Origin of the sequence: Marinomonas balearica (assembly GCF_004362145.1) — a bacterium.
In the GTDB taxonomy this organism is placed as follows: Bacteria; Pseudomonadota; Gammaproteobacteria; order Pseudomonadales; family Marinomonadaceae; genus Marinomonas; species Marinomonas balearica.
This window is the reverse complement of record NZ_SNXC01000010.1, coordinates 120,055-143,365: the sequence shown is the minus strand read 5'-3', so window position 1 is coordinate 143,365 and position 23,311 is coordinate 120,055. Positions and strand designations below refer to the sequence as shown.

Sequence of the window (23,311 nt, the reverse complement as noted above, 5' to 3'; positions counted from 1 at the left end):
GAAAAGGTCTCACTTGGAAACAACCCAAACCACACAACAATTGCGACTGGAGCCCGTGGAGGCTCCGGCTATTTCAGCACTATGCGGACAACTGGACGAGCACCTAAAACTGATTGAAAAACGCCTCGATATTACGATTCAGTACCGTGGTGAAATTTTCAACATTAGCGGTTTAGATTCAGACCGAGTGGCAGCGGCAAAAATATTGCTGCAAAACATCTATCGTGAAGCTTTGGCGCAAAAAGAAATCTCTGCTGAGACAATCCATCTGTATTTGCAAGAATCGGCAATAGAAGCGCTTGCGAAAGGCAGGCCAGAAAAAGATGCGTTGGTCATAAAAACGCGTAAGGCCTATATCAAGCCTAAAGGTATAAACCAACAAAACTACGTTAAACAAATTCGTAAACACGACATTAATTTCGGCATTGGCCCCGCAGGTACAGGTAAAACGTATCTGGCGGTGGCTTGCGCTGTTGAAGCATTAGAAGCGGATAAAGTAGAGCGCATAATGTTGGTTCGTCCAGCCGTAGAAGCGGGAGAAAAGCTGGGATTCCTTCCGGGAGATCTGACTCAAAAAATCGACCCGTACTTACGCCCCCTCTACGACGCTTTATATGAAATGCTTGGATTTGAGCTGGTAGATAAGCTAATTGAAAAGAATGTGATCGAAATCGCCCCGCTCGCCTTTATGCGCGGTCGGACGCTGAACAACTCCTTCATTATTCTCGACGAAAGCCAAAATACGACACGCGAACAAATGAAGATGTTTCTAACGCGTATTGGATTTGGGTCGACTGCTGTCATAACCGGCGACCGCACTCAGATTGACTTACCCCGTGGCACCTCTTCAGGCCTTGCTCACGCTATGTATGTACTAGATAACGTCAATGGCATTAGCATGACTCAATTCGCATCTGCAGATGTCGTGCGTCATCCACTCGTTCAACGCATCGTTGAAGCCTATGATAAGTTTGACGAAGAGCAAGAAGTCGAGAAAAAAGAAAAAGCTCTAGAACGCGAAAAAGCAAAAGCCGCAGAAAACCGTGAGGCAGACAAATAAACATGCAAAATGTGGATTTAGACCTCCAAGTAGCAACACAGGAAAGCACTGGGCTTCCAACTCTAAAAGAGTTCGAATTGTGGGCAGAGTCAGCTCTGCCAAAAGACAGCGATACGTGTTATGAAATGACAATACGTTTGGTGGACGAAGAAGAAAGCCAAACGCTAAATAATGAATACCGTGGTAAAAACAAACCGACGAACGTTTTATCCTTTCCTTTTGAAGTCCCAGAGGGGGTCGAGCTCCCATTATTAGGCGATTTAGTCATTTGCCGACAAGTTGTTGAGCAAGAAGCCCAAGAACAAAAAAAGGATTTAAATCATCATTGGTGTCATATGGTCGTGCATGGCGTATTGCATTTACGTGGTTATGATCATATAAAGGAAGATGAAGCAGAAGAAATGGAAGCCTTGGAAGTTCAAATCCTAGCCTCCCTAAACATCCCAGACCCATATTTATTAGTAGAGTGAGTTCTTACAACAATGAGTGAAGATCGATCGAGTAGCTCCAGTGATCATCAAAAATCCTGGTTCGAACGTTTAGCGCAAGCCTTTAATGACGAACCGAGAAGTAGAAAAGACATTATAAATCTACTAGACACTGCAGTGAAATCGGAGGTCATTGACCAAGATGCATTTTCTATAGCCGAAGGCGCATTGGAAGTTTCTGAAGTTCAAGCTCGCGACATTATGATTCCGCCCTCTCAGATGATCGTTATTAAATCTGAAGACGATCCAAAAACGTCGATTCGAAAAGTTATTGATTCATCGCATTCACGCTTCCCAGTCGTTGGCGAAGATTCTGATGAAATACTAGGGGTATTGCTGGCAAAAGACCTTCTGCCTTTGCTCTTCAAAGACGGTGAAATTGACGATGACGATTTACTGGCTCGCTTGCGCCCAGCAAACTTCATCCCTGAAAGTAAGCGCCTAAACGTCTTATTAAATGAATTTAGAACCAAACGTTACCATATGGCCATTGTTTTGGACGAATATGGCAGTGTGTCAGGTCTCGTTACCATTGAAGATGTTCTTGAACAGATCGTTGGCGAAATTGAAGATGAAACCGACAAATTAGACAATGAAGGCATTCAAACAACAGAAGACGAAAATGTCTTTCTTGTTCCTGCTTTATGCTCTATTGAAGATTTTAACGACTTTTTCAAAACCGACCTGAGCGAAGAAGAGTTCGATACCATTGGTGGAATCATCGTCCAACAATTTGGTCATGTCCCCAACCGAGGGGAAGAAATAGAATTGGATGGTTTCCACTTCAGCATTGTTAAATCCGATGGACGCCGCGTCAAAACGATTCAAGTAACTCAATCTTCTCAGGACGAAGCGAGCTAACATGCAAGCCACAAACACTGCCCAAGTTAACGACAACAGCTTAGGGTGGTGTCGCCGCCTAGCAAGCCAAATCAACACAAACGAATACCTAGTTATTGCCTTGCTTATACTGAGCGGCGCACTGGGAGTGCTGGCGTTTGATCCATTTGAAATTTGGCCTGCTTACCTCATTACAGCGGTAGCGTTTCCCCTTGCTATATTAAACACCCAAACTGCAAAAAAAGCCCTCTATCGCGGGCTTTGTTTAGGTTTAGGTTTCTTTGGCGCGGGAATATCTTGGGTTTACGTCAGTATTGCTAACTTTGGGCAAGTAAACCTTGCTATCGCAATTGCAATCACCTTTGGTTTTGTCGCCGTAATGGCACTGTATTGGGGGTTAGCTGGCTGGGTCAGTTGGCACATTCTCAAAAAATACAAACACTTACCGCTTTCGCTAATCACCAGCCTTTCACTGCTTGCATTCGAAGCGCTACGATCTACCTTGTTTACAGGCTTCCCTTGGTTACTTCCAGGCTACGCAATTCAAGGTACTTGGCTGTTCGAGCTATTGCCTATCGGAGGCATCTGGCTGACCAGCTTCGTTATCCTTTTCAGCGCGCATTGGTTAGCCTGCGCTCTATGGGAAAAACGATTCAGCAACATCACCCTGGGTTTAACACTGTTTGCACTCTGGGGAACAAGCGCATGGCTCAACGCCACCTCGCCTCAATACGTCGAAGAAAAAGAAACACTCAAAGTCTCATTAATTCAGGGCAACCTATCTCAGGATGAAAAATGGCTAGCCGATCAAGCAGGGCCTACACTGGCCTACTATCAACAAGCCACCATCAATCATCTGGATGCGGATCTCGTTATCTGGCCTGAAACAGCGATAACTTACCTACTCAGCCAAGTAGAGCCGCACTTAAAAAGCTTCTCCGACGAACTCGCACAAAGTAATACAACATTAATCACCGGCGTTCCCGTTTGGAATAAAGAAAAGCAAACCTTTTACAACTCCGTCTGGGCAACAGGAAACGGTTTCGGTTTATATAATAAGCAGCGCCTCGTTCCCTTCGGCGAATACATTCCCTTTAGCGAATGGGTCGGGGCGATACTCGACATCTTTGGCATGCCAATGTCCGAATTCAGTTTAGGCGAGCCCAACCAACCAGTTCTTCAAGCAGGCGAGCTCGGCGTAGCACCTTTTGTATGTTACGAAATTGTCTACCCTGAACTGGTTCGAAAAATGGTAAGAGACAGCGACTTACTCATTACCATCAGCAACGACGGCTGGTTCGGTGACTCCATTGGCCCGTGGCAACACCTACAGATCGCAGAGTTTCGTGCAAAAGAAACAGGCAGACCCGTACTTCGCGCCACCAACACTGGCGTTACCGCCATCATTGATTATAACGGCAACGTCAAAGGCGCATTACCTCAGTTTGTAAGAGCCACGCTGGAAGGTGAAATACACACCACAAGCGGCGTTACACCTTATGTTAGATACGGCAACTTACCTCTTTATGGGTTGATTTTGATCTTGATTGTTTTGGGAATGGGGACGGTTTACTTGGATAGAAAGCTCTTGGTTCAACAAACAATTAGAGATTTACAATAAGCGGAGTTTTACGACGACGTCGGCCAATGTACACGACCTCATACCGCCACCTAAACTTGTACATGGTGAAGAGCCTTTTATCTCGGTAGACTCCGGTAATAGAGGCGCAGAAAAGCGACAAGAAAATAAAACTAAAAAACGGGATTGATTGCTGAAATTCCCTTTAAGACACGTGCCTAGAAGAAATGTCCTCGTATAAATAAAAACCCAATCCGAGCAGAGTATTTAAAGGCCAGCATCATAGCTAAAGTCGAGCACCTGTTTAGTATACTAAATGCCAGTTTGGCTTCCGAAAAGTCGTCTACAAAGGCTTATCGAAGAATGACAATAAACTTGCTCTCTTATTCGCGCTTGGAAACTTACTGCGAGTCAACCAAATGATACGATCTGCACGGGGTTAGTCCGTCTAGCGTCCCAAAAAATGGGAGTAAAAATCCCCAAATGGCGTTAAAAGCGCTCGGGATTTATATTTATAGAGCGCACATGTATAATATCAACGCTGAGCGACTAATAGACTAAGTTATTCGCAGGCTCCCTTGATAGATCGAAATAATGTACGCTGTAGACATTACGTGAATTGACCTATAATATTCTGCCCCTGTGTTTATGCAGATATCAGCCAAGAATCATAATCTTCTGACCGAATAATAAATAGCCCTAAGAAAAGTAATACAAAGGCAGCAGGGTAGTAGATAAAACCTACTAATAGAGAACACAAAAATAACTTTTTCCACTTTCTTCTTGCCTGAGCCTTACTCTGTTCTGTTAAGGATCTCAATCTGATTTTTTCAGACCTAACCTTATCATTTAATCCAATAAATGATGATTTTCGAAGAGTGCTGCTTGCATTTTTCTTAACTAACATTGCAGGTCTTCCACGATAGTTATGCACTGTAAAATAATAAGTGCCTTTACCTGTTCCTGGCTCAGACCCTTTGGTTTTGAAGTATTCAAACTCAACCATCCCAGACGCACCTAAGTTGCGGGCTCTCACTAAAGCAATTTTCCTCGCTTCCTCAGGTGAATTTCTTGAAGCTCCAATAACCTTCCAGCAAGAGGTTTCAAGAACTTCCCAGCCTTTGACTGAAAAAGATTTGGAGTACAAAAATTTATTTGGAGCAATGTAAGTTGTAACGTCTTCGGCTTTAACTATTTTAATACTTCTTGCTTGATATCCCTTCGCAGTTGCGAACTGCTCAAACGTGACAAACACTTCTTCACATATATTTCGTTCATCACTTAGGTTTGAGAGAGAGCTCTTATGAAAAAAATAATCCTTTGAATCATCTCCCTTAATGAAACCGTACCCTTTCTCGGGTAAAAACGTTTTAACTCTTCCTTTCAAAACAACGAAATCCTTCGATGGGTCAATATAACCTCTAAAGCTGCCTCGCGCTTTTCTCCGCCGACAGGCCTAAGTTCAGATAATAAAGTACCAGATTTCAGTCCTTTTAGAACGCAAAATTGAACTATAGATTGAAAGCTGGCGATAAATTCGCTTGCAAAAATACATTTGTTCTCGACCTAATAGAAATAAATCACTTCCATCAAGCGTTCAAACAATACCGTACAAACATACAGTATTGTTTATTTACTAGACACTTTTGATTTTTTACTTACACGATCAATAATGGACACGCGCTTCTTTATTAACCCCAATCCGTTATCTCGCTAACCTAGCATAACAAACTAAAGGAAAAGGAATTTCCGCATGCCAAGACCAAGAAGCCAACAAATCAGTTTATCTGATACTCCCTATTACCACTGCATTTCTCGCTGTGTTCGCCGCGCCTTTCTTTGCGGAAAAGATGCTGTAACAGGCAAAGACTTCGAGCATCGTCGTGACTAGGTATCCCCAAAGTACTAGGTAGACTTATGTCAGATCAGAAGATCTGACATATCGGGGCCCAATGAATACAGAAAATACAGTTTAAAGGTATTTAGCTATATTTTCTTCCCCCCACTTTTCTTCTAAGCTAATTAGATTTTCTTTATCTTTAAAGGGAGGAAATTTCGTTTTAATGGTCAACCGAATATAGTGGTGATTAAAGGCATCCAATGCAATATGAATAGGCTTGATATCCCCAACTTCAATGCTCCGCTTCTTAACTCTCATTGACAAATCAAAATCGCCCCCTTGAATTCGTTCATCCCATAAACCAATTTTATCAAGTGCCGTTTTTTTAATCACAACAGTATTCCCTACAAACCCTTCAATAACCTTACCCTTAAAATTAGTTTTACGCTCGCTAATAAAGTGATCCCAGTTTTTATACATTATTTTATGCATGCGTCTTAAGTTCTTTTCATGCGTACCGAATAACGAGAGAATATTTTTTATTCTCTTCCACCTTCTTTTTAATTTTTTAGTTTGGGTTTCAGTTTCGACTTTTTCTACTCCACAGCTTGTTACCACTTCTAATTCATTTTTTTCCATACTCTGAATTAGTACCTCATCCCAATCCTTTCCTACAACGATGTCATTATTAAGAAAGAACAGATACTCTCCTGAAGAAGCAGAAATCCCTTGATTTTGAGAGTATGGATATGAGTAATTAGCGTCATTTCTAATAACTTTAGCATTATTTTTCTCAAAAAAATCAGCACTTTTGTCAGTTGATTTATTGTCGATAATGATTAATTCGAATTCATTTTTTGTATTTTTTTTAAGATACTCAAAAAATATTTTGTTCATATCTATTTGATTATGTATTGCAGTAATTATACTGATCATTTCGTTTTCCATTTTTACTGAGCGCTACTAAGCATATTTAGGTAGACGGGAGTTCATAAAATTGGCATAACACTCATGATTGAGCAGGTCACAAGAAGACAAGCACTATTTCGTTGCCCTCTTTCTATGATGTAGTCAAAAAGAAGTATTGATCACGAGTTACAAGCCGTTTACCGAAGAGAAACGATACCAGACTCTTCAATATTTTCATAACGAATCCACACACCTACTCAAGCAGGTCATACAATGTATGTTACATAAGCTTTCGCTCATTTGCCCCCCTAAAGACATAACCTGTTGAATCATCAGAAACGGTCGCCGTATTTAGTAGATTAAATAAGCCATTTTCTTACCCTTATTGTGCCTACATATTCCTAAAGGCTTCTATCGCTCTCGACCAATAAAGTGAACTTTTCACCTTTGAAGGTTTTCACTGGATTACCACGAACCAGTTCCCAATGCTGTTGCCAGCGAGCTTTTTCTTGCTGCGTCATTTTCTCTTGTTTTGAGAGCTCGAGCTTTTGGAACAATAAAGCCAAGGCTAAACGTTTATTTGCATGTTGGCTCCTTTGGCTCTCAACACGCACTGAAATGCCCGTTTCAACATGGATTGCTCGGATCGCCGAGTCCGTTGTATTAACATGCTGCCCTCCCGCACCTGACGCCCTGCAGGCTTGAAAGGTTATACTGTTACTTAACTTCGCCTCGTTCACCTCATACATTTGGCCACTAAAAAACCAGTTTTTACGTTTGTGTTTGGGTCTGTACATGCTTTGGCAAACCCATAGCATAGCACCTTGCCATGAGGTAGCGAGATGCTTAGCTTTCTCGTGATCAGCAGAGTCCAGCTGCACTAACGCCGACTTCAAACAGTTGTTTTCATTAGCGTTAATCGCTTCAACAAGAGTGAACCTAATACCTTGTGCTATCGATTTTTTTTCTAACTCTTTTAACGCAAGGCTTACTGCTTTACAGCATTCAATTGGGCCTTGACCAGCAGACAGTTGCAGCAATATCATGATGAACAGCCTCCGTGAGTCTTAAACGTTAAAATCGGGCGTAATCTAGCAACAACACAAATGAGCCCTGCGTCCACCATATCACTAATAACAGTTTCACATTTCTTATAGGCCTGCGGTGCCTCGTCGTACAAAAGCTCTTTATTGCCGCATATAACACGGCTCCCGAGCGCTGTGCGATAAAGATCTTCACGTTTATATTTATGACTAAGTCGACTTTGACAGTCTCCTCGCTTCCATTTTCTGCCCGCACCATGAGCCAAAGAATATAAACTTTCCTCTAAGTTATCAGGTTTCGTATCGAGTGGCTTTACTAGGTAACTAAAGTCTCCACGAGAGCCTGGGATAACAACACAACTACTGTCATTTGGCGTAGCACCTTTGCGATGTAGCCAACCCGATATACCGTTAATGCTTTTGGCGCACACTAAGTTATGATTTACATCTAAAACACAATGGCCTTGTGCGCGAATCGCCGCTAAAAAGCGTTGTGCAATTAACTCTCGATTTAGTTCTGCCCAACGCACAGCTTCATCGTGCCTGACCATGTAACTATTAAAGCCAATATCATCGGCGCATACACCAACATGGTTATGCTGAGTTATATGCTCCAATAGAATTGATTGACCGAATCCGCGTGATCCAGAATGGACAAGCAATTGTAAATGCCGTTTATTTAACCCGAGCAGATCAATAACCGCTTGATCATATACCTCGTCGATAACCTGAAATTCAGCGAAGTGATTACCTCCGCCAATCGTACCTAAGGCACGATCATAAAGGCTCATACTAATTTCTTTATCACGTTTCCTATTCTCAATGGTTGACAGCCAACTTTTATCTAACGGTGCTTCAATGTTTGCAAATTTCTTTGCAAACTTGTCTAGGTTTACTTTAGATACTTGGGCGGATGTTTGCCAAAACGAGATACCACAACCGATATCACTACCTACCAGTGCCGGATAAATTCTGTTTGCCGTGAAAAATGCGGCACCGATTGGATAACCTCTACCAGGGTGTAAATCGGGCATACCAGCGACACGAAGCATATCGATTAATTCAGAGGTTTTTATTAATTGTTGCATCGCCTTATCTTCAATCCACGTATCTGCGGATGTGATAAGGCTTACTTTTTCTGTTATTTTTTGGACGGACTTGCCCATAATGCCAATTCCTTTATATAGGATATAAAACGAAAACGTATTGGCAGGTCAATTGAAAGAAGTAGCTTAAAAAGCCATAAAAAAGGAAGGACTTTCTATTACTTAGAAAATAAGACCTGCAAAGGGTAATAATGTGTGTTTCATGATTTTCACTCCTTTACAGTTAGTATATAGACAATAAATTGAGGGAAATATAATAATCAAATGAAAAGCAAAACACAATACTTGTATAAAATCTCGCATCAGTCCTCACTTAATTGAAATTTAATAGTATGGTGGCCAGTACCATGGGTACGTCCTGCCTCTAATAAGACTTTTAATGGCGTATATAAACAACTTACAATATGACGATTAGATGAGGCAGCCATTATATAGCAGCCTCAGAAGTACTAACTCAGCCCTTCGTAACAGATACCCTATATATCCGAATTAAGCCGTTCTCCGACCTGCCAACCTACTCTTTTTCGACATAACAGAAAAAATAAATACCATGAGTCCAACAAAGATGGAAAAAGACGTAGATACAAGAAAAAACACCAATACGACTCGCTTAGAAAGCACAGGTATTCCCTCTATACTCGGTTCAGATAGTGGTCTGAAAAGAGTATGTACTACGCCGCACTTTTCACTCACTGCGCCTTCAGTGAGTCGCGCAACAACTTGTGTATGACTCACTAAACGATTTTTTATAGAAGTAAGTGAACGCCGAACTCTAGAGTCTTGTAAATTCGCCTCGATAGGTAACGCTTTCTCAGATAATGCAAACACATTTCGAATGCCTTCCGCATAACGTAATCTATTCGAAATACGCTAATAACGTTTTAGCTGTATTCGTCTCGACTCAACCTGACAATTCAACTAATACAACTTCTGTCTGTAGATTCAACATGCAACCACGCGTCCCAGCCTGTCCAATCTTCGTCTTGCTCTAAACTTTGTTCGTATGCGGCGCTTTTGCCTAATGTGTCGATTAAAAGCTCTAGGTATTTCATAAACGTTCTCCTCTATCGATATAAAGACAGGATAGTGGAGAACACCTCATAGATTAAATATTAAAAACAAAACACCTTAATAAGAAATCGCTATTTAAAAGAAGCTGAGTACTATCAGGGCGAACAACTACTCGCCTTGATAGTACATTAACCCGTAATGGCACACCTCACAGGTTTCTAACGCTCCGCCTGTATGCGTATTTTCATGGCCGCACGACATGCAAATATAACGCCCTGCTTTTACTTCAGTCGTTGTAACACTGCACTTTTCAAGTGGTACAGGGTTGTTGTTTACATTATTAAGCAGCCATAACAAGGCGACATCTTCTTTTTCATCGAGCGATTTAACCAGATCTCCTCCTTCCTCGGTGAGTAAATGCCAGTTAGCGTCGACCCATGCTTCCGTGTATGCAAACTTATCATGCCAATAGGCTTTTAAAAGCGATACGTCTTCTAACAACCAATTGGCCGCTCCTTCTATAGTGCGATGGGTTTCTTCGATCAAATCGAGTTGATTTTGACTATTAATGGGATCTTTTTTCATAGTTTTGGCAACTCCTCAACAATGCGCCTTCTAATCAGGCGCGCATCTATATAAAATAGCGAATATTTTTCGATTCTGTCGGCTTGTTTAATCTTTTTCTAATTTGCATCATGTTTTGATGCTTTTTTGGATCACAAACTGACCTAACGCTTATAAAGAGTGCAATCAAACATGCAAGAGCAATACAATCCGCAGCAGATTGAACAAGCTGCGCAAACCTTTTGGGATGAAAACAAAGTATTTAAAGCCGTGGCAGACACGACTAAAGAAAAATACTACTGCCTATCTATGTTTCCGTACCCAAGCGGCCGACTGCACATGGGACACGTTCGTAACTACACTATTGGCGATGTTATTTCTCGCTACCAACGTATGCTGGGTAAAAACGTACTTCAACCAATGGGTTGGGATGCGTTTGGTATGCCTGCTGAAAACGCCGCGATCAAAAACAAAACCGCGCCAGCAAAATGGACAACTGAAAACATTGCCTACATGAAAGGCCAGCTGAAACAACTTGGTTTCGGTTATGATTGGGATCGTGAAGTTGCGACTTGTACCCCTGAATATTACAAATGGGAACAGTGGTTCTTCACTCAATTGGTTGAAAAAGGCTTAGCGTATAAAAAGACATCTGCCGTTAACTGGGATCCTGTCGATCAAACGGTATTGGCAAACGAGCAAGTGATCGATGGATGCGGTTGGCGTTCTGGCGCACCAGTAGTGCGTAAAGAGATCCCACAGTGGTTTATTAAAATCACCGATTATGCAGAAGAGCTTCTAAACGATCTGGATCAGTTAGACGGCTGGCCTGACAAAGTAAAAGCGATGCAACGTAACTGGATCGGTCGCTCTGAAGGCCTAGAGTTCAGCTTCGCTGTTGAAGGCAAAGAAGAACGTTTGTCTGTATACACTACTCGCCCAGACACATTAATGGGTGTGACTTACGTTGCAGTCGCTGCCACTCACCCGCTTGCTCTTGAAGCCGCTGAAACAAACTCAGCACTGTCTGAATTTATTGACGAGAGCAAGAACACGTCGACTACCGAAGCAGATTTAGCAACGGTTGAGAAGAAAGGCATGGACACTGGCTTTAAAGCCATTCATCCCATTACCGGTGAGTCCGTTCCTGTATTTGCAGCAAACTTTGTTTTGATGGAATACGGTTCTGGCGCAGTAATGTCTGTTCCCGCACACGATCAACGCGATTTTGAGTTTGCGCAGCAGTATAACCTACCTATTAAACAAGTCGTTGCACCAGCGGGCGATCAAGAAATCGATCTAACCAAAGAAGCTTTCACAGAGAAAGGCCTGTTATGCAACTCTGGTGAGTTCGATGGTTTGGATTTCAAAGCTGCATTTGACGCAATCTGCGCTTGGATGACTGACAAGGGCATCGGTGAGAAAAAGGTAAACTACCGTCTACGTGACTGGGGTGTGAGCCGTCAACGTTACTGGGGAACGCCAATCCCGACGATCAACCTTGAAGACGGCACGGTTGTAACGACACCAATCGATCAACTACCAGTCATACTGCCGACTGACGTGGTTATGGATGGCGTTAATTCACCGATCAAGAATAACCCTGACTTCTCTGCAACCACTTACAACGGTGTTGCCGCTGAACGTGAAACAGATACGTTTGATACCTTTATGGAGTCATCTTGGTATTTCGCTCGCTACTGCTGTCCAGAAGCAGACGATGCAATGTTGACGGAGGAAGCAAACTACTGGCTTCCTGTTGACCAATACATTGGCGGTGTAGAACACGCGATCTTGCATTTGTTGTACGCACGCTTCTTCCACAAGCTGCTTCGCGATGCAGGCCTAGTAACGTCGGATGAGCCATTTAAACGCCTATTAACACAAGGCATGGTGAACAAAGACGGTTCTAAGATGTCGAAATCTAAGGGCAACACGGTTGACCCACAGGAAATGATTGAGCAATACGGTGCAGATACAGTTCGCCTGTTCATGATGTTTACCGCTCCGCCAGAACAATCACTGGAATGGAATGACAAAGGTGTGGATGGCGCATCTCGTTTCTTACGTCGTTTATGGTCTTTGTCTTATCAGCATTTAAACGCTGGCGATAAAGTAGCGCTGGACGTCGATGCCTTGTCCGGTGAACAAAAAGCACTTCGTCGCAAAACACATGAAACGATTGCTAAGGTCAGCGATGATATTGAGCGTCGCCAAACATTCAACACTGCCATTGCTGCAGTAATGGAATTGTGCAACGAAATCAGTAAATTTGAAGACCGCTCTGAACAAGGTCTAGCCGTTGAACGCGAAGCTTTAGAAGCGGCTATTCTATTGCTTTCTCCTATTGTTCCGCACGTTGCGCATGAGTTATGGGGTAAGTTCGGTCATGAAGGCAACGTGGTAGATGCAACATGGCCAACGGTGGATGAAGCCGCTCTTGTAAAAGATGAGCTGACTATTGTTGTTCAAGTATTAGGCAAAAAGCGTGCTGAAATTCTCGTGTCTGCAAAAGCAGATAATAAAGAGATTGAGGCGCTGGCACTGGCTAATCCGAACGTTCAAAAGTTCATCGAAGGAAAAACGGTACGTAAAGTAATCGTTGTTCCAGGCCGATTAGTTAACATCGTTGCGAATTAAGCTCAATGTTAAATAAGTAATTATAAAGGGTAGTTTACGCTACCCTTTATTTGTTACACAGGGTTCAACTTGTTATTAATTGGAGTTTTAGTTTGAGATCATTTCATTGGCTTTCAATGGACGGTAAGTTCACACTACTGATCGCATTTATCGCACTTTCTTTGTCTGCATGCGGCTTTCATCTTCGTGGGCAAACGCCACTACCTGAAAGGGTTAAAACTCTGATTCTTATCACTCAAAGTAGTTCGGCTAGCTTTGACCGAACCTTAAGATCCGAACTTGCCAAAGCAGGCGTAACACTTGTATCTAAAGAGGATACGAGCGTTGACCTTAAAGGCATTCTCGAATTAAAAGTGAATACGTTGGTGTCATCAGATACCGTACTGGCGCGCGATAGCACAACAAACGACGTTACTCAGATTCAGCGTACTGTCTCCTCCAGCTATTTCATTCGTGATGAGAGCGGACAATCTCTTTATGGGCCGAGGAACATCGAAACCACTTCTGTCCTTACCAATCAAGATGCGGAAGAAAGCACCAAATCCGCGTACAACATACAAGAGATGGAACGACTCAGTAAGCAGTTGGCAAAACAACTTGTCTACGATTTAGCCTATGCACCTCTGTAAAAAGTTAATGAAAGACGAAGAGAGTATCAACTTTTGAAAGTTAGACCAGACCAACTGGATCAACAACTGGCCAAAGGACTTGCGCCTATTTACATCGTTTCTGGCGATGAGACGCTACTCTGCCAAGAGGCAGCAGACAGTGTCAGAAAAGCAGCTAAGGATCAAGGCATAGAAGAAAGGCTGCGCTTTGTTGCTGATGCGCAGCTTGACTGGCAAGATGTAATCAACGAATCCCAAGCGCTGTCTTTGTTTTCTAGTCGCCGACTGTTCGATATTCAGATCGATAAGTTAGGCGAAAAGCACTCTAAAGCCCTTGCTCAGCTTGGGCAATCTCTTTCCGATGACAATGTCATTCTTCTAAGTTTTCCGAAAGTGGACGCAAGAACGCAAAAAGCCAAATGGTTTAGCCAGTTAGAATCACATGGCGTCTTCGTACAAATTTGGCCAATAGATGCAAATAAGTTATTGAATTGGGTACAACAACGGGCCAAAAAATTTAGCTTAACCGTGAGCCGTGATGCCGCAGCGCTGATTTGTGAGCGCGGTGAAGGCAACTTATTGGCGATATCACAAGAGTTAGAAAAACTTGTATTAAGCCACGGCGAAAGCGCACAAATAGACCTAGAAACAGTTGCGAACTCCGTTACTGATAGCAGTCGTTATAGTATCTATGATTTAAGTGATCGACTATTAACAGGAAAAATCAAAGAAGCATTACACTGCCTCCATCAGCTTGTCGCTGAAGGTGTCGAACCGACTATTTTGCTTTGGCTTTTAAATCGAGAAGTTCAAACACTGGTTGACCTTTACAATGCGTCGCGGACTTCCGACTTTCGTTCAGCGTGCCGCAGTTTAAAGATCTGGGATAAACGTATCCCTCTTTATGAACGTGCTTACGCTCGTCACAATTCGACAACCTTACCCTATATGCAAAACTACCTTGCCCTTTTAGATCAAACGATAAAAGGCTTAGAAGGTCCCTCGTTAGACATCGGACTCCGAAATATGGTGTTGATGTTTTGCGGACAAAAACCCGCTATGACGGAGCTCGACCTCCCACACTAAAAAACATCGAAAAGCACAGCATTTCAAAGCAATCTAAAAGAATGGAATCTTGCTGAACTTTTCGATAATTACCGCTATCATCCTTCGCATTATTTTCCTGTTATTAAAGGGTTCGAACAACTCATGTCAAATAACTCACAGATAGACGCTCAAGATATTTGGTCTACTCCATTGTTTTCTTTCAAATTACCAGACCATGAGTTCTTAAAAGACGACCTTGTCGCCCATATTCGACAAATGCAAACTGCGCAGAACCAGCCTATAGACAGCTTAGTTGCTGAAACAGCCAAGCATAATTTAAGCGAAAGCACGTTTGATTATTTAGACCATGAAGAGCCGGCGATTATGGAACTACGCCGACTTTTAGAAGAAGCCATTTTGGAAGTGGTAACCGATTTAAATCAGAAATTTTGGCCAGAAGGTGCAGAAGCAGAAAGCCATATTATAGAGTCTTGGTATCACGTGACCCAAAATGGTGGCTATCACGATATGCATTCCCACCCAAACTGCTCATGGTGTGGTATTTATTACCTCGACCCTGGAGATGCAACAGATACGGACAACACTAAAAGCATCGGTGGAAAAAACCGTTTCTATGATCCACGAATTAACGCAGATCATTATGGCGACCCTGCGACCGCATATATCGGTGGCCACGGTGTGTGGGACATTACGCCTCAGTCTGGGCAAGTCGTGCTTTTTCCTTCCTACCTTAAACACTCGGCATTACCATACTTTGGTAAAAAAGATCGAATTGTGATCGCCTTTAATAGTATAACCGAGCTGTATTGAGCTTCACTTAGACTCATTCGTTAGCCATTCTCTAAACGCTCGTATACTCGGTTCATTCTGAGTTTCTTTAAGGCTAACAATATAGTAGGAATAACCCAGTGCGACTTCAGGCCCAAAAGGGATAACAAGTCGCCCACTTTGTAGCTCTTTTTCAGCCAGTTGCTTAACCCCAAGCACGATTCCCTGACCATCCGCAGCGGCATCTAACGCCAAAGACACTTGGTTAAAACGAATACCATGATCCGCATTAATATCGTCAACACCCGCCAACCGGAGCCAACCATTCCAATCAGGCCTTCCTTCATGAGCGGTATCGTCATGTATGAGGTTATGGTAGCTCATATCTTGAATATTACGGAGCGGAGCAAATGAATCGTTTATGAGCTTTGGACTGCATAATGGAACAATTTCTACTCCAAACAATTTATCCGCTCGATAGTCTTTAAACTCCCCTCTTCCATAAAAAATGCCAATATCGATGTCTTTTTTGTGGAAGAGTTTAGCAGGGATCATTTCCGCAGATTCTCCTGAACCAATCATAATATCGCTGGCGAACACAGATAAATCCGTCTTAGGGTACAGATCAGAAAAGTGTTTAAGTTTTGGTAAGAGGTATTTGCTAGCAAAAGAAGGTGCGACCCATACTTTCAATGCTGCTTGCGTATCGCAATCCCGTATAGACTGCATTGCATCACTGAGCTGGTCAAAGCCAGATTCAATTTTCCCCACTCCCGCTTTAGCGGCATCAGTAAGCTCTAAACTGTGATGAAGTCGATGAAAAAGTTTTACGCCCAAAATGTCTTCTAAGGTTTTTACTTGTTGGCTTATCGCACCTGTTGTGACGTGCAGTTCATCCGCCGCTTTTTTAAAACTGCCCAGTCGAGCGGTCGCTTCAAATGCTTTGAGCGCTCGAAGGGGAAGGTAATCAGCCATGTAAATCAACCTCTCTTTAGCAAAGCTATAGATCATGTTTAGAACAAATCGGTGGTGGGTATGCCCTGTTATCACTAGACTGTGCCACATGAAAGCCCACAACGCTTTTCTATCGAGAAACAGGCCAAAGCACAGTTAAAGCCTCTATAAAAACGAGAACAGTCTGTAATGACAACTTTCTGATTCGTGCCTGTTAATACGAAGAGAAAATACCTTTTCTTCAATCGTATGTTCTCATGTTTTATCTGATTTTTTATTTTACTGTTTTATGGAGGCTAATTATGGCACGCACAACTTTTACCACGCTTACTTCTTGGTTTATCTCTCTTAAAGCCAAGTTAGCGACTCGTCAAGAAAACCTGCTCGCTCTCAGAGGGCTTAAAACATACAGCGATTTAGAGTTATCAGGCATGGGGCTATCACGCGCAAATATATGCCGAGCGGTTACGTTCGGACGCTAGTCTGAAACGAATTTAAGCATTAGTAAAACGGTAACAGCGCCATATAGATAGTGGCGCTGTTACCGTTTTACTCGAATGCGTTTTAGCTCTCTTCATTCCCACACGCGTAGGTTTGAACTTGCCCCTCGGCGTTCCAAGATTCCAATCTCACATCAAACCCCCATAGACGACGAAAGTGCCTCATCACTTCAACAGTATCCTTGTTAAGCGGTCTGTCGTTATCCATGACATGACGAAGAACAACGCTTCGATCACCATCAATATTAACGCGCTGGACTTGAATATTCGGCTCTCGGTAGCTTAAGTTATATTGCTGAGCCAAACGTTGACGAAGACGTTGGAAGCCATCTTCATTATGTATTTCTTTAACTTCTACAAACGGATCAAGCACATCATTTTCTATGCCAAAAAATCGAAAATCTCTCATCACTTTGGGCGATAAAAACTGCAGTATAAAACTTTCGTCTTTGAAGTTACGCATGGCAAAATCGAGCGTTTTTAACCAATCTGCACCTGCAATATCGGGAAACCAATGCCGATCTTCGTCCGTTGGATTTTCACACATCCGCTTAATGTCCGTATAAATTGCAAAGCCCAATGCATATGGGTTTACGCCGCTGTAATAAGGCGAATCAAACTCGGGTTGATACACGACATTCGTGTGCGATTGTAAAAACTCTAGAATAAAGCCTTCATTTACTTTTCCGCGGTTATACAACTCATTCATCAAGGTGTAATGCCAGAACGATGCCCAGCCTTCATTCATCACCTGCGTCTGGCGTTGTGGGTAAAAATATTGAGCCATTTTGCGTACGATACGAATCAGCTCTCGTTGCCACGGTTTTAGCAAAGGCGCATTTTTTTCTAGGAAATAAAGTAAGTTTTCTTGAGGCTCTTCCGGAAAAATACGCTCTTTATGCTTGGCGTCGCCGCTTTTTCCGAAATTAGGAATGGTTCTCCAAAGATCATTAACTTGCTGCTGAAGCGCTTTTTCACGCTCATCTTGACGTGCTTTCTCTTCTTGAATAGAAAGGGGGATCGGTCGTTTATATCGATCGACACCAAAGTTCATCAAGGCATGACACGAATCCAAAGTAAGCTCTACTTCTTCGATTCCATACTTTTCTTCACATTGTTGAACGTATTTTTTTGCGAAGACTAGGTAATCAATGATCGCCGTCGCATCCGTCCAAGTTTTAAATAAGTAGTTTCCCTTAAAGAAAGAGTTGTGACCATAACACGCATGAGCAATAACCAATGCCTGCATCATCATGTTGTTCTCTTCCATTAGGTAGGCGATACAGGGAGATGAGTTGATAACAATCTCATAAGCAAGCCCCATTCGACCACGCTTGTAGTTTTGCTCCACCTCCAAAAATTGCTTGCCGTAAGACCAATGGTTGTAGCCTAGCGGCATCCCAACGGATGCATACGCATCCATCATCTGTTCAGAGCTGATGATTTCAATTTGATTTGGGTAAGTGTCCAGCCCAAAATCAGCGGCGATGGCACCGATCTCTTCATCATATTGCTGTATCAGATCGAAAGACCAATCGGGACCTTGAGACAAAAAACCCTCTTTCTTTCGATCCGCTGTGCTCGTTGCCGTGCTATTGCTTGTTCGACTCATGTAGCCTCCTTTGGAACAGATCGCGGAAGACAGGATAAATGTCTCCAACATCAACGATATGCCTCATTGAGAAGTAATCAGGGAATTGGCTTTGCAAGACATCATAGGCATGCCAAAGACTTTGATGATCTCTTGGCGTAATTTCAATGTAGGTGAAAAACTGGAGTTTCTGAATAATATCATCCGCCACCAATTTACGGCAGATGTCCGAATCATCATCCCAGTTATCTCCGTCTGAGGCTTGCGCCGCATATATGTTCCAAGAATCGGGAGAGTAACGCTCATCGATGATTTTATTCATTAATTTCAGCGCACTTGAAACAATCGTGCCTCCCGTTTCACGAGAATAGAAGAACTCTTCCTCCGACACTTCCTTTGCACTGGTATGGTGTCGAATAAAAACTACTTCGATTTTTTCATAGTTCCGATTCAAAAACAGATATAAAAGAATGAAAAACCGTTTTGCGATGTTTTTCGTTTCTTGGGTCATTGACCCGGACACATCCATCACGCAGAACATGACCGCTTTACTGCTCGGTTTCGGCTCTTTTACATGATGGTTATAGCGTAAATCATAGGTATCTAAAAAAGGCGTTCTTTCGATTTTTTCTTTGAGTAACTTTATTTGTTCATCCAACCAAGCTAACTGCGCTTGATCTACATCGCCTTCGCTCTCAAGCAATAACTTTTCTTTCTCTTCTTCGGCTTCGCGGAGTTTTTTACGCGCACCACCGCTCATAACCATCCGGCGTGCGTACGCGTTACGCATTGAACGAACAATATTGAGTTTCGACGGCGTTCCTTCCGACACAATACCAGCATGACGCAAGCTGTATTCTTTGACTTCTTTTAGCTCTTTTCGAAGCATATTTGGCAACGCCAAATCCTCAAAAACATAGTCTAAAAACTCATCTTGTGAGATTTGAAATACAAAGTCGTCTTCTCCCTCCCCTTGATTGCCCGCTTTCCCCTGCCCACTTCCAGAACCACTGCCCCCACCCTGAGGTTTTGGTATACGGTCTCCTGTCATGTATTCTTTATTACCGGGATGAACGATGGAACCTCGACCTCCTTCGCCATGCCCAAAGTTTGGCTCGTGGATGTCTTTTTGAGGAATGGTGATTTTTTCACCGCGATCCAAATCTGTGATACTGCGCTCATTGACCGCGTCCTCAACGGCTTTTCGTATATGTTGGCGGTAACGACGTAAGAAACGTTGGCGATTAATACTACTCTTGTGCTTACCATTTAGGCGGCGGTCGATAATATATGACATGCACGCACCTCCTCATAATCATCTTGTCGGCCATGTGTGGCCTTCAACGGTTGCATAAGATGTTGCTTAATCGTCACACCTTGTTCGCAAACCTGCCGAAAGCAGTAATAAAACTAGTAAAGAGTCAGTGCAATCGTCTATGCATTAATTCATCGACGTCGCACTGCATATCTTTGTAGCTTGTTTAGCCCTAACGCTAAAATCGCTGATGGTTCATTTACTTTGACGCTTTTCTCTACTTTTTACTGTGATTTACGAACCCGTAGATACCACTCAGATAACAATCGAACTTGTTTCTCTGTGTAGCCTCGTTCCACCATTCGTTTCACAAATTCATTGTGTTTTGTTTTTTCTTCGCTCGAAGATTTGGCGCTGAATGAAATAACAGGAAGTAAATCTTCCGTGTTAGAGAACATTTTTCGTTCGATAACCACTCGCAGTTTTTCATAGCCTAACCAACTTGGGTTTTTACCCGCATTGTTAGCGCGAGCACGCAATACGAAGTTAACTACTTCGTTACGGAAGTCTTTCGGATTGCTGATGCCAGCCGGTTTTTCTATTTTTTCTAACTCATCGTTGATGGACGAACGATCCAGAATATCGCCCGTTTCGGGGTCGCGGTACTCTTGATCCTGAATCCAGAAATCAGCATAAGTAACATAACGATCAAAGATATTTTGGCCATATTCAGAATACGACTCTAAATATGCCGTTTGTATTTCTTTTCCGATGAACTCAACATAGCGAGGTGCTATATACTCTTTAAGCGCTCTCAAATAACGATCGTGGCGATCCTGATCAAATTGTTCTTGTTCTATTTGTTGTTCTAAAACATACATTAGGTGAACAGGATTAGCGGCCACTTCGGTGGGGTCAAAGTTGAATACGCGGGATAAAATCTTAAACGCGAATCGAGTAGAAAGCCCATCCATACCTTCATCAACGCCCGCTGCGTCTTTATACTCTTGCAGAGATTTTGCTTTGGGGTCGATGTCTTTAAGAGACTCACCATCGTAAATACGCATTTTCGAATACAGACTGGAATTTTCTGGGTCTTTCATTCTTGAAAGAACGGAGAATTGAGCCAGCATTTTTAATGTGTCTGGAGCACAAGGCGCGTGATCTAAGGATGAGTGTTCAAGCAACTTCATATAGATGCTCATTTCCTCAGAAACACGGAGGCAATACGGTACTTTCACCGTATACACTCGGTCAATAAAGGCTTCGTTCGTCTTATTGTTTTTAAATGTTTGCCACTCGGACTCATTTGAGTGGGCTAAAATAATGCCATCAAACGGAATACTGCCTAAACCTTCTGTGCCGTTGTAATTGCTTTCTTGTGTGGCGGTGAGCAACGGATGCAAGACCTTAATAGGTGCTTTAAACATCTCAACAAATTCCATAATCCCGCGATTACCGCGACAAAGACCGCCAGAATAACTGTAAGCATCCGCGTCATTTTGTTCAAAGAATTCGAGCTTACGGATATCGACTTTACCCACCAAGGAAGAAATATCCTGATTGTTTTCATCCCCAGGTTCTGTTTTCGAAATGGCCACTTGCTTGGTCGCGGAAGGGTATATTTTAACGACTTTGAACTGTTGTATATCGCCATTAAACTCTTTTAGCCGCTTTGAAGCCCACGGAGACATCACGCCTTTTAGATAACGCCCGGGAATACCGTAATCTTCTTCCAATATTTGCCCATCTTCATTCACATCAAAAAGAGATAATGGCGATTCAAAGACAGGCGAACCTTTGATGGCGTAAAATGGCACTGATTGCATGAGCTCTTTGAGCTTCTCTGCCAGAGAGGATTTCCCCCCACCCACTGGCCCAAGTAAATAAAGCACTTGTTTGGATTCTTCTAACCCTTGCGCCGCATGTTTTAAAAACGCAACGATGCGTTCAATAGCGTCTTCCATTCCATAAAAGTGTTCGAAGGTTGGATAACGCTTGATCAATTTGTTAGAAAAGATCCGGCTGGATCGAGAATCTTTCGAAGTATCGATGACTTCCGCTTCTCCTATGGCCATTAGTAGGCGCTCTGCGGGTGAGGCGTAAGCCGTTTTATCTGTTTTACATAGGTTCAAATACTCATCCAACGACAATTCTTCGTCTTTTTGAGCATCAAATCGGGCTTGGATATGTTCAAATATACTCATCTCGGCTTCCCCTTAATTAGGTGCAGCAAGGAAAGATACAAAACGCCGCAGCACTGGGTCCTAAACATTAGGACGGCAAGTGCCTTGCCCCTGATCACGCCTTACATATGACAAAACTCTGTTAACTTGTTAAACGACCAATATCCTTTTCACGTTCACTCTTGATACTAAGCATTTCTTAAAAATGTGACTCACACTGTGAAGCGGTTATGCCTCAAGAAAAAAGAATAGCCTCAATGTTGATCCCGCGATTCCTTTTTCTATAACGTATTTTTTAGAGACGGAAAAGAACTCGCCTATATGAAAGGTTTAGCATAATCTTCAGGGTTCACAAGGTGAGTACTTTAAAGCGGCTTTAAATAAACCCTCACAAAAACAAGGTGATAGGCTATTAAGTAGCTGATAACAAAGCGTTTAAGAGATTTTTATTTTTTTGATGCAATATGTGTTGTTTCGCAATAATTGCACATATTTAGTAGAAATTAAGCCAATATTAGGTGGTTCGATAGGTACTAATTTTTAGGTGATTACTTCACAATTAATTGATTCAAAAACAGTTTAATCATGCTCAGCACATAATCCAAACAGGTAATTAAATAGAGGTAGGCTGTGGACTTTCACTTCAACGAACTCAATAGCAATCAGTGTTATCATTTGATGACTCAAACCATTACACCTCGCCCAATCGCTTGGATTTTAACGGAAAATGAAGATCGCTCATTTAACCTTGCTCCTTTCTCTTATTTCGCCGCGTTAAACTCCGATCCCGCTTTGATGGTTGTTTCCATCGGAAATAAATCGCAAGGCACACCAAAAGATACGAAAAAAAATCTATTAAGAACAAAGGAATGCGTTTTGCATATTCCTAGTTTAGAACACGCAAACGCCGTGAACGAAAGTGCTGCTACGCTTAACTACAATGAAACAGAATTAACGCGCTCAGGTGTCTCAATAGCACCTTTTGTCAAATCCTTGCCGCGAATAAAAGAAGCTAAAGTGGCAATGCACTGTAAGTTATATGAGCTTCACCCATTTGGTGAGGCTGGGTTTGAGGCCTGCTATCTTGAAATTCAAACCCTGTATATTGATGATGAAATAGTTTCAACAGAGGGACAAAGAACAACCGTAGATGCCGATCAGTTGAACCCGTTAGGTCGATTAGGAGCGAGCGATTACGCAAAATTTGGAGGCGCTCTAACACTAAAACGCCCACAATAACCTAGCTGTAAAAGAAATTTGCTAAAGGTTGCAAGCAAACACAATGATGAGCAACCGTCTCA

At 42.5% G+C, this 23,311-nt stretch carries 21 protein-coding genes and 2 pseudogenes; 12 read left to right on the top strand and 11 right to left on the bottom strand.

What is annotated here, in order from left to right; all coding sequences use genetic code 11:
- Positions 1-13: 13 nt before the first annotated feature.
- From DFP79_RS05855 to DFP79_RS18045, 5 genes and pseudogenes are all read left to right on the top strand, one after another.
- A complete protein-coding gene (locus tag DFP79_RS05855) occupies positions 14-1,060 on the top strand; it encodes a PhoH family protein (RefSeq protein WP_133503005.1) in 1,047 nt (348 codons plus the stop codon).
- A 2-nt stretch (positions 1,061-1,062) separates the two neighbouring features.
- Positions 1,063-1,530 (top strand): rRNA maturation RNase YbeY, encoded by a 468-nt coding sequence (gene ybeY / locus DFP79_RS05850; RefSeq protein ID WP_133503004.1) that lies wholly within the window; start codon positions 1,063-1,065, stop codon positions 1,528-1,530.
- Between the two features lie 12 nt (positions 1,531-1,542).
- On the top strand, positions 1,543-2,409 hold the full coding sequence (locus tag DFP79_RS05845) for an HlyC/CorC family transporter (protein ID WP_133503003.1): 867 nt from the start codon (positions 1,543-1,545) through the stop codon (positions 2,407-2,409).
- A 1-nt stretch (position 2,410) separates the two neighbouring features.
- Complete coding sequence (gene lnt / locus DFP79_RS05840) at positions 2,411-4,009, top strand: apolipoprotein N-acyltransferase (protein WP_133503002.1); 1,599 nt, start codon at positions 2,411-2,413, stop codon at positions 4,007-4,009.
- Positions 4,010-4,013: 4 nt separating this feature from the next.
- A pseudogene (locus DFP79_RS18045) lies at positions 4,014-4,410 on the top strand (transposase); the annotation flags it as partial.
- 203 nt (positions 4,411-4,613) lie between these two features.
- Here DFP79_RS18045 and DFP79_RS05830 read toward each other — a convergent pair.
- Complete coding sequence (locus DFP79_RS05830; RefSeq protein ID WP_166637654.1) at positions 4,614-5,354, bottom strand: cold-shock protein; 741 nt, start codon at positions 5,352-5,354, stop codon at positions 4,614-4,616.
- A gap of 366 nt (positions 5,355-5,720) precedes the next feature.
- Here DFP79_RS05830 and DFP79_RS05825 point away from each other — a divergent pair.
- Positions 5,721-5,852: pseudogene (locus DFP79_RS05825) on the top strand (transposase); the annotation flags it as partial.
- An 87-nt stretch (positions 5,853-5,939) separates the two neighbouring features.
- Here DFP79_RS05825 and DFP79_RS05820 read toward each other — a convergent pair.
- The 6 genes from DFP79_RS05820 to DFP79_RS05800 form a co-directional block, all read right to left on the bottom strand.
- On the bottom strand, positions 5,940-6,743 hold the full coding sequence (locus DFP79_RS05820; RefSeq protein WP_166637653.1) for a glycosyltransferase family 2 protein: 804 nt from the start codon (positions 6,741-6,743) through the stop codon (positions 5,940-5,942).
- A gap of 374 nt (positions 6,744-7,117) precedes the next feature.
- On the bottom strand, positions 7,118-7,762 hold the full coding sequence (gene prfH, locus DFP79_RS05815) for a peptide chain release factor H (protein WP_133502999.1): 645 nt from the start codon (positions 7,760-7,762) through the stop codon (positions 7,118-7,120).
- Positions 7,759-8,925, bottom strand: coding sequence for an RNA ligase RtcB family protein (locus tag DFP79_RS05810; RefSeq protein WP_133502998.1), 1,167 nt, complete (start codon positions 8,923-8,925; stop codon positions 7,759-7,761). The genes prfH and DFP79_RS05810 overlap by 4 nt, the downstream gene beginning before the upstream one ends.
- A gap of 429 nt (positions 8,926-9,354) precedes the next feature.
- Complete coding sequence (locus DFP79_RS05805) at positions 9,355-9,693, bottom strand: hypothetical protein (RefSeq protein WP_133502997.1); 339 nt, start codon at positions 9,691-9,693, stop codon at positions 9,355-9,357.
- Positions 9,694-9,779: 86 nt separating this feature from the next.
- Positions 9,780-9,917 carry a hypothetical protein gene (locus tag DFP79_RS17875; protein ID WP_166637652.1) on the bottom strand — a complete coding sequence of 46 codons (138 nt, stop codon included), beginning with the start codon at positions 9,915-9,917 and terminating at the stop codon, positions 9,780-9,782.
- A 127-nt stretch (positions 9,918-10,044) separates the two neighbouring features.
- Positions 10,045-10,461 carry a hypothetical protein gene (locus DFP79_RS05800; RefSeq protein ID WP_133502996.1) on the bottom strand — a complete coding sequence of 139 codons (417 nt, stop codon included), beginning with the start codon at positions 10,459-10,461 and terminating at the stop codon, positions 10,045-10,047.
- Positions 10,462-10,632: 171 nt separating this feature from the next.
- Here DFP79_RS05800 and leuS point away from each other — a divergent pair, with 171 nt between their 5' ends.
- The 4 genes from leuS (at position 10,633) to DFP79_RS05780 (ending at position 15,566) form a co-directional block, all read left to right on the top strand.
- The gene (leuS, locus tag DFP79_RS05795; protein WP_133502995.1) at positions 10,633-13,080 is read left to right on the top strand and encodes a leucine--tRNA ligase; all 2,448 of its coding nucleotides are present in this window, start codon (positions 10,633-10,635) and stop codon (positions 13,078-13,080) included.
- Between the two features lie 92 nt (positions 13,081-13,172).
- Positions 13,173-13,709, top strand: coding sequence for an LPS-assembly lipoprotein LptE (locus tag DFP79_RS05790; RefSeq protein WP_133502994.1), 537 nt, complete (start codon positions 13,173-13,175; stop codon positions 13,707-13,709).
- A 33-nt stretch (positions 13,710-13,742) separates the two neighbouring features.
- Positions 13,743-14,774 carry a DNA polymerase III subunit delta gene (gene holA / locus DFP79_RS05785; RefSeq protein WP_133502993.1) on the top strand — a complete coding sequence of 344 codons (1,032 nt, stop codon included), beginning with the start codon at positions 13,743-13,745 and terminating at the stop codon, positions 14,772-14,774.
- Positions 14,775-14,897: 123 nt separating this feature from the next.
- A complete protein-coding gene (locus DFP79_RS05780; RefSeq protein ID WP_133502992.1) occupies positions 14,898-15,566 on the top strand; it encodes a TIGR02466 family protein in 669 nt (222 codons plus the stop codon).
- Between the two features lie 3 nt (positions 15,567-15,569).
- On the opposite strand, the gene gcvA is transcribed toward DFP79_RS05780, so the two are convergent.
- A complete protein-coding gene (gcvA, locus tag DFP79_RS05775) occupies positions 15,570-16,499 on the bottom strand; it encodes a transcriptional regulator GcvA (RefSeq protein ID WP_166637651.1) in 930 nt (309 codons plus the stop codon).
- 281 nt (positions 16,500-16,780) lie between these two features.
- Here gcvA and DFP79_RS05770 point away from each other — a divergent pair, with 281 nt between their 5' ends.
- Entirely contained in the window at positions 16,781-16,960 is a 180-nt protein-coding gene (locus tag DFP79_RS05770) for a hypothetical protein (protein WP_133502990.1), read from the top strand.
- An 82-nt stretch (positions 16,961-17,042) separates the two neighbouring features.
- Here DFP79_RS05770 and DFP79_RS05765 read toward each other — a convergent pair whose 3' ends face one another.
- The 3 genes from DFP79_RS05765 to DFP79_RS05755 all read right to left on the bottom strand — a co-directional run bounded on the left by DFP79_RS05765 (position 17,043) and on the right by DFP79_RS05755 (position 22,031).
- Positions 17,043-18,590, bottom strand: coding sequence for a SpoVR family protein (locus DFP79_RS05765; RefSeq protein ID WP_133502989.1), 1,548 nt, complete (start codon positions 18,588-18,590; stop codon positions 17,043-17,045).
- A complete protein-coding gene (locus tag DFP79_RS05760) occupies positions 18,571-19,866 on the bottom strand; it encodes a YeaH/YhbH family protein (RefSeq protein ID WP_133502988.1) in 1,296 nt (431 codons plus the stop codon). The genes DFP79_RS05765 and DFP79_RS05760 overlap by 20 nt, the downstream gene beginning before the upstream one ends.
- 242 nt (positions 19,867-20,108) lie before the next feature.
- The gene (locus DFP79_RS05755; protein WP_133502987.1) at positions 20,109-22,031 is read right to left on the bottom strand and encodes a PrkA family serine protein kinase; all 1,923 of its coding nucleotides are present in this window, start codon (positions 22,029-22,031) and stop codon (positions 20,109-20,111) included.
- A 609-nt stretch (positions 22,032-22,640) separates the two neighbouring features.
- Between DFP79_RS05755 and DFP79_RS05750 the strand changes: the two genes are divergently transcribed.
- Positions 22,641-23,249, top strand: coding sequence for a flavin reductase family protein (locus tag DFP79_RS05750; protein ID WP_133502986.1), 609 nt, complete (start codon positions 22,641-22,643; stop codon positions 23,247-23,249).
- Positions 23,250-23,311 lie beyond the last annotated feature (62 nt).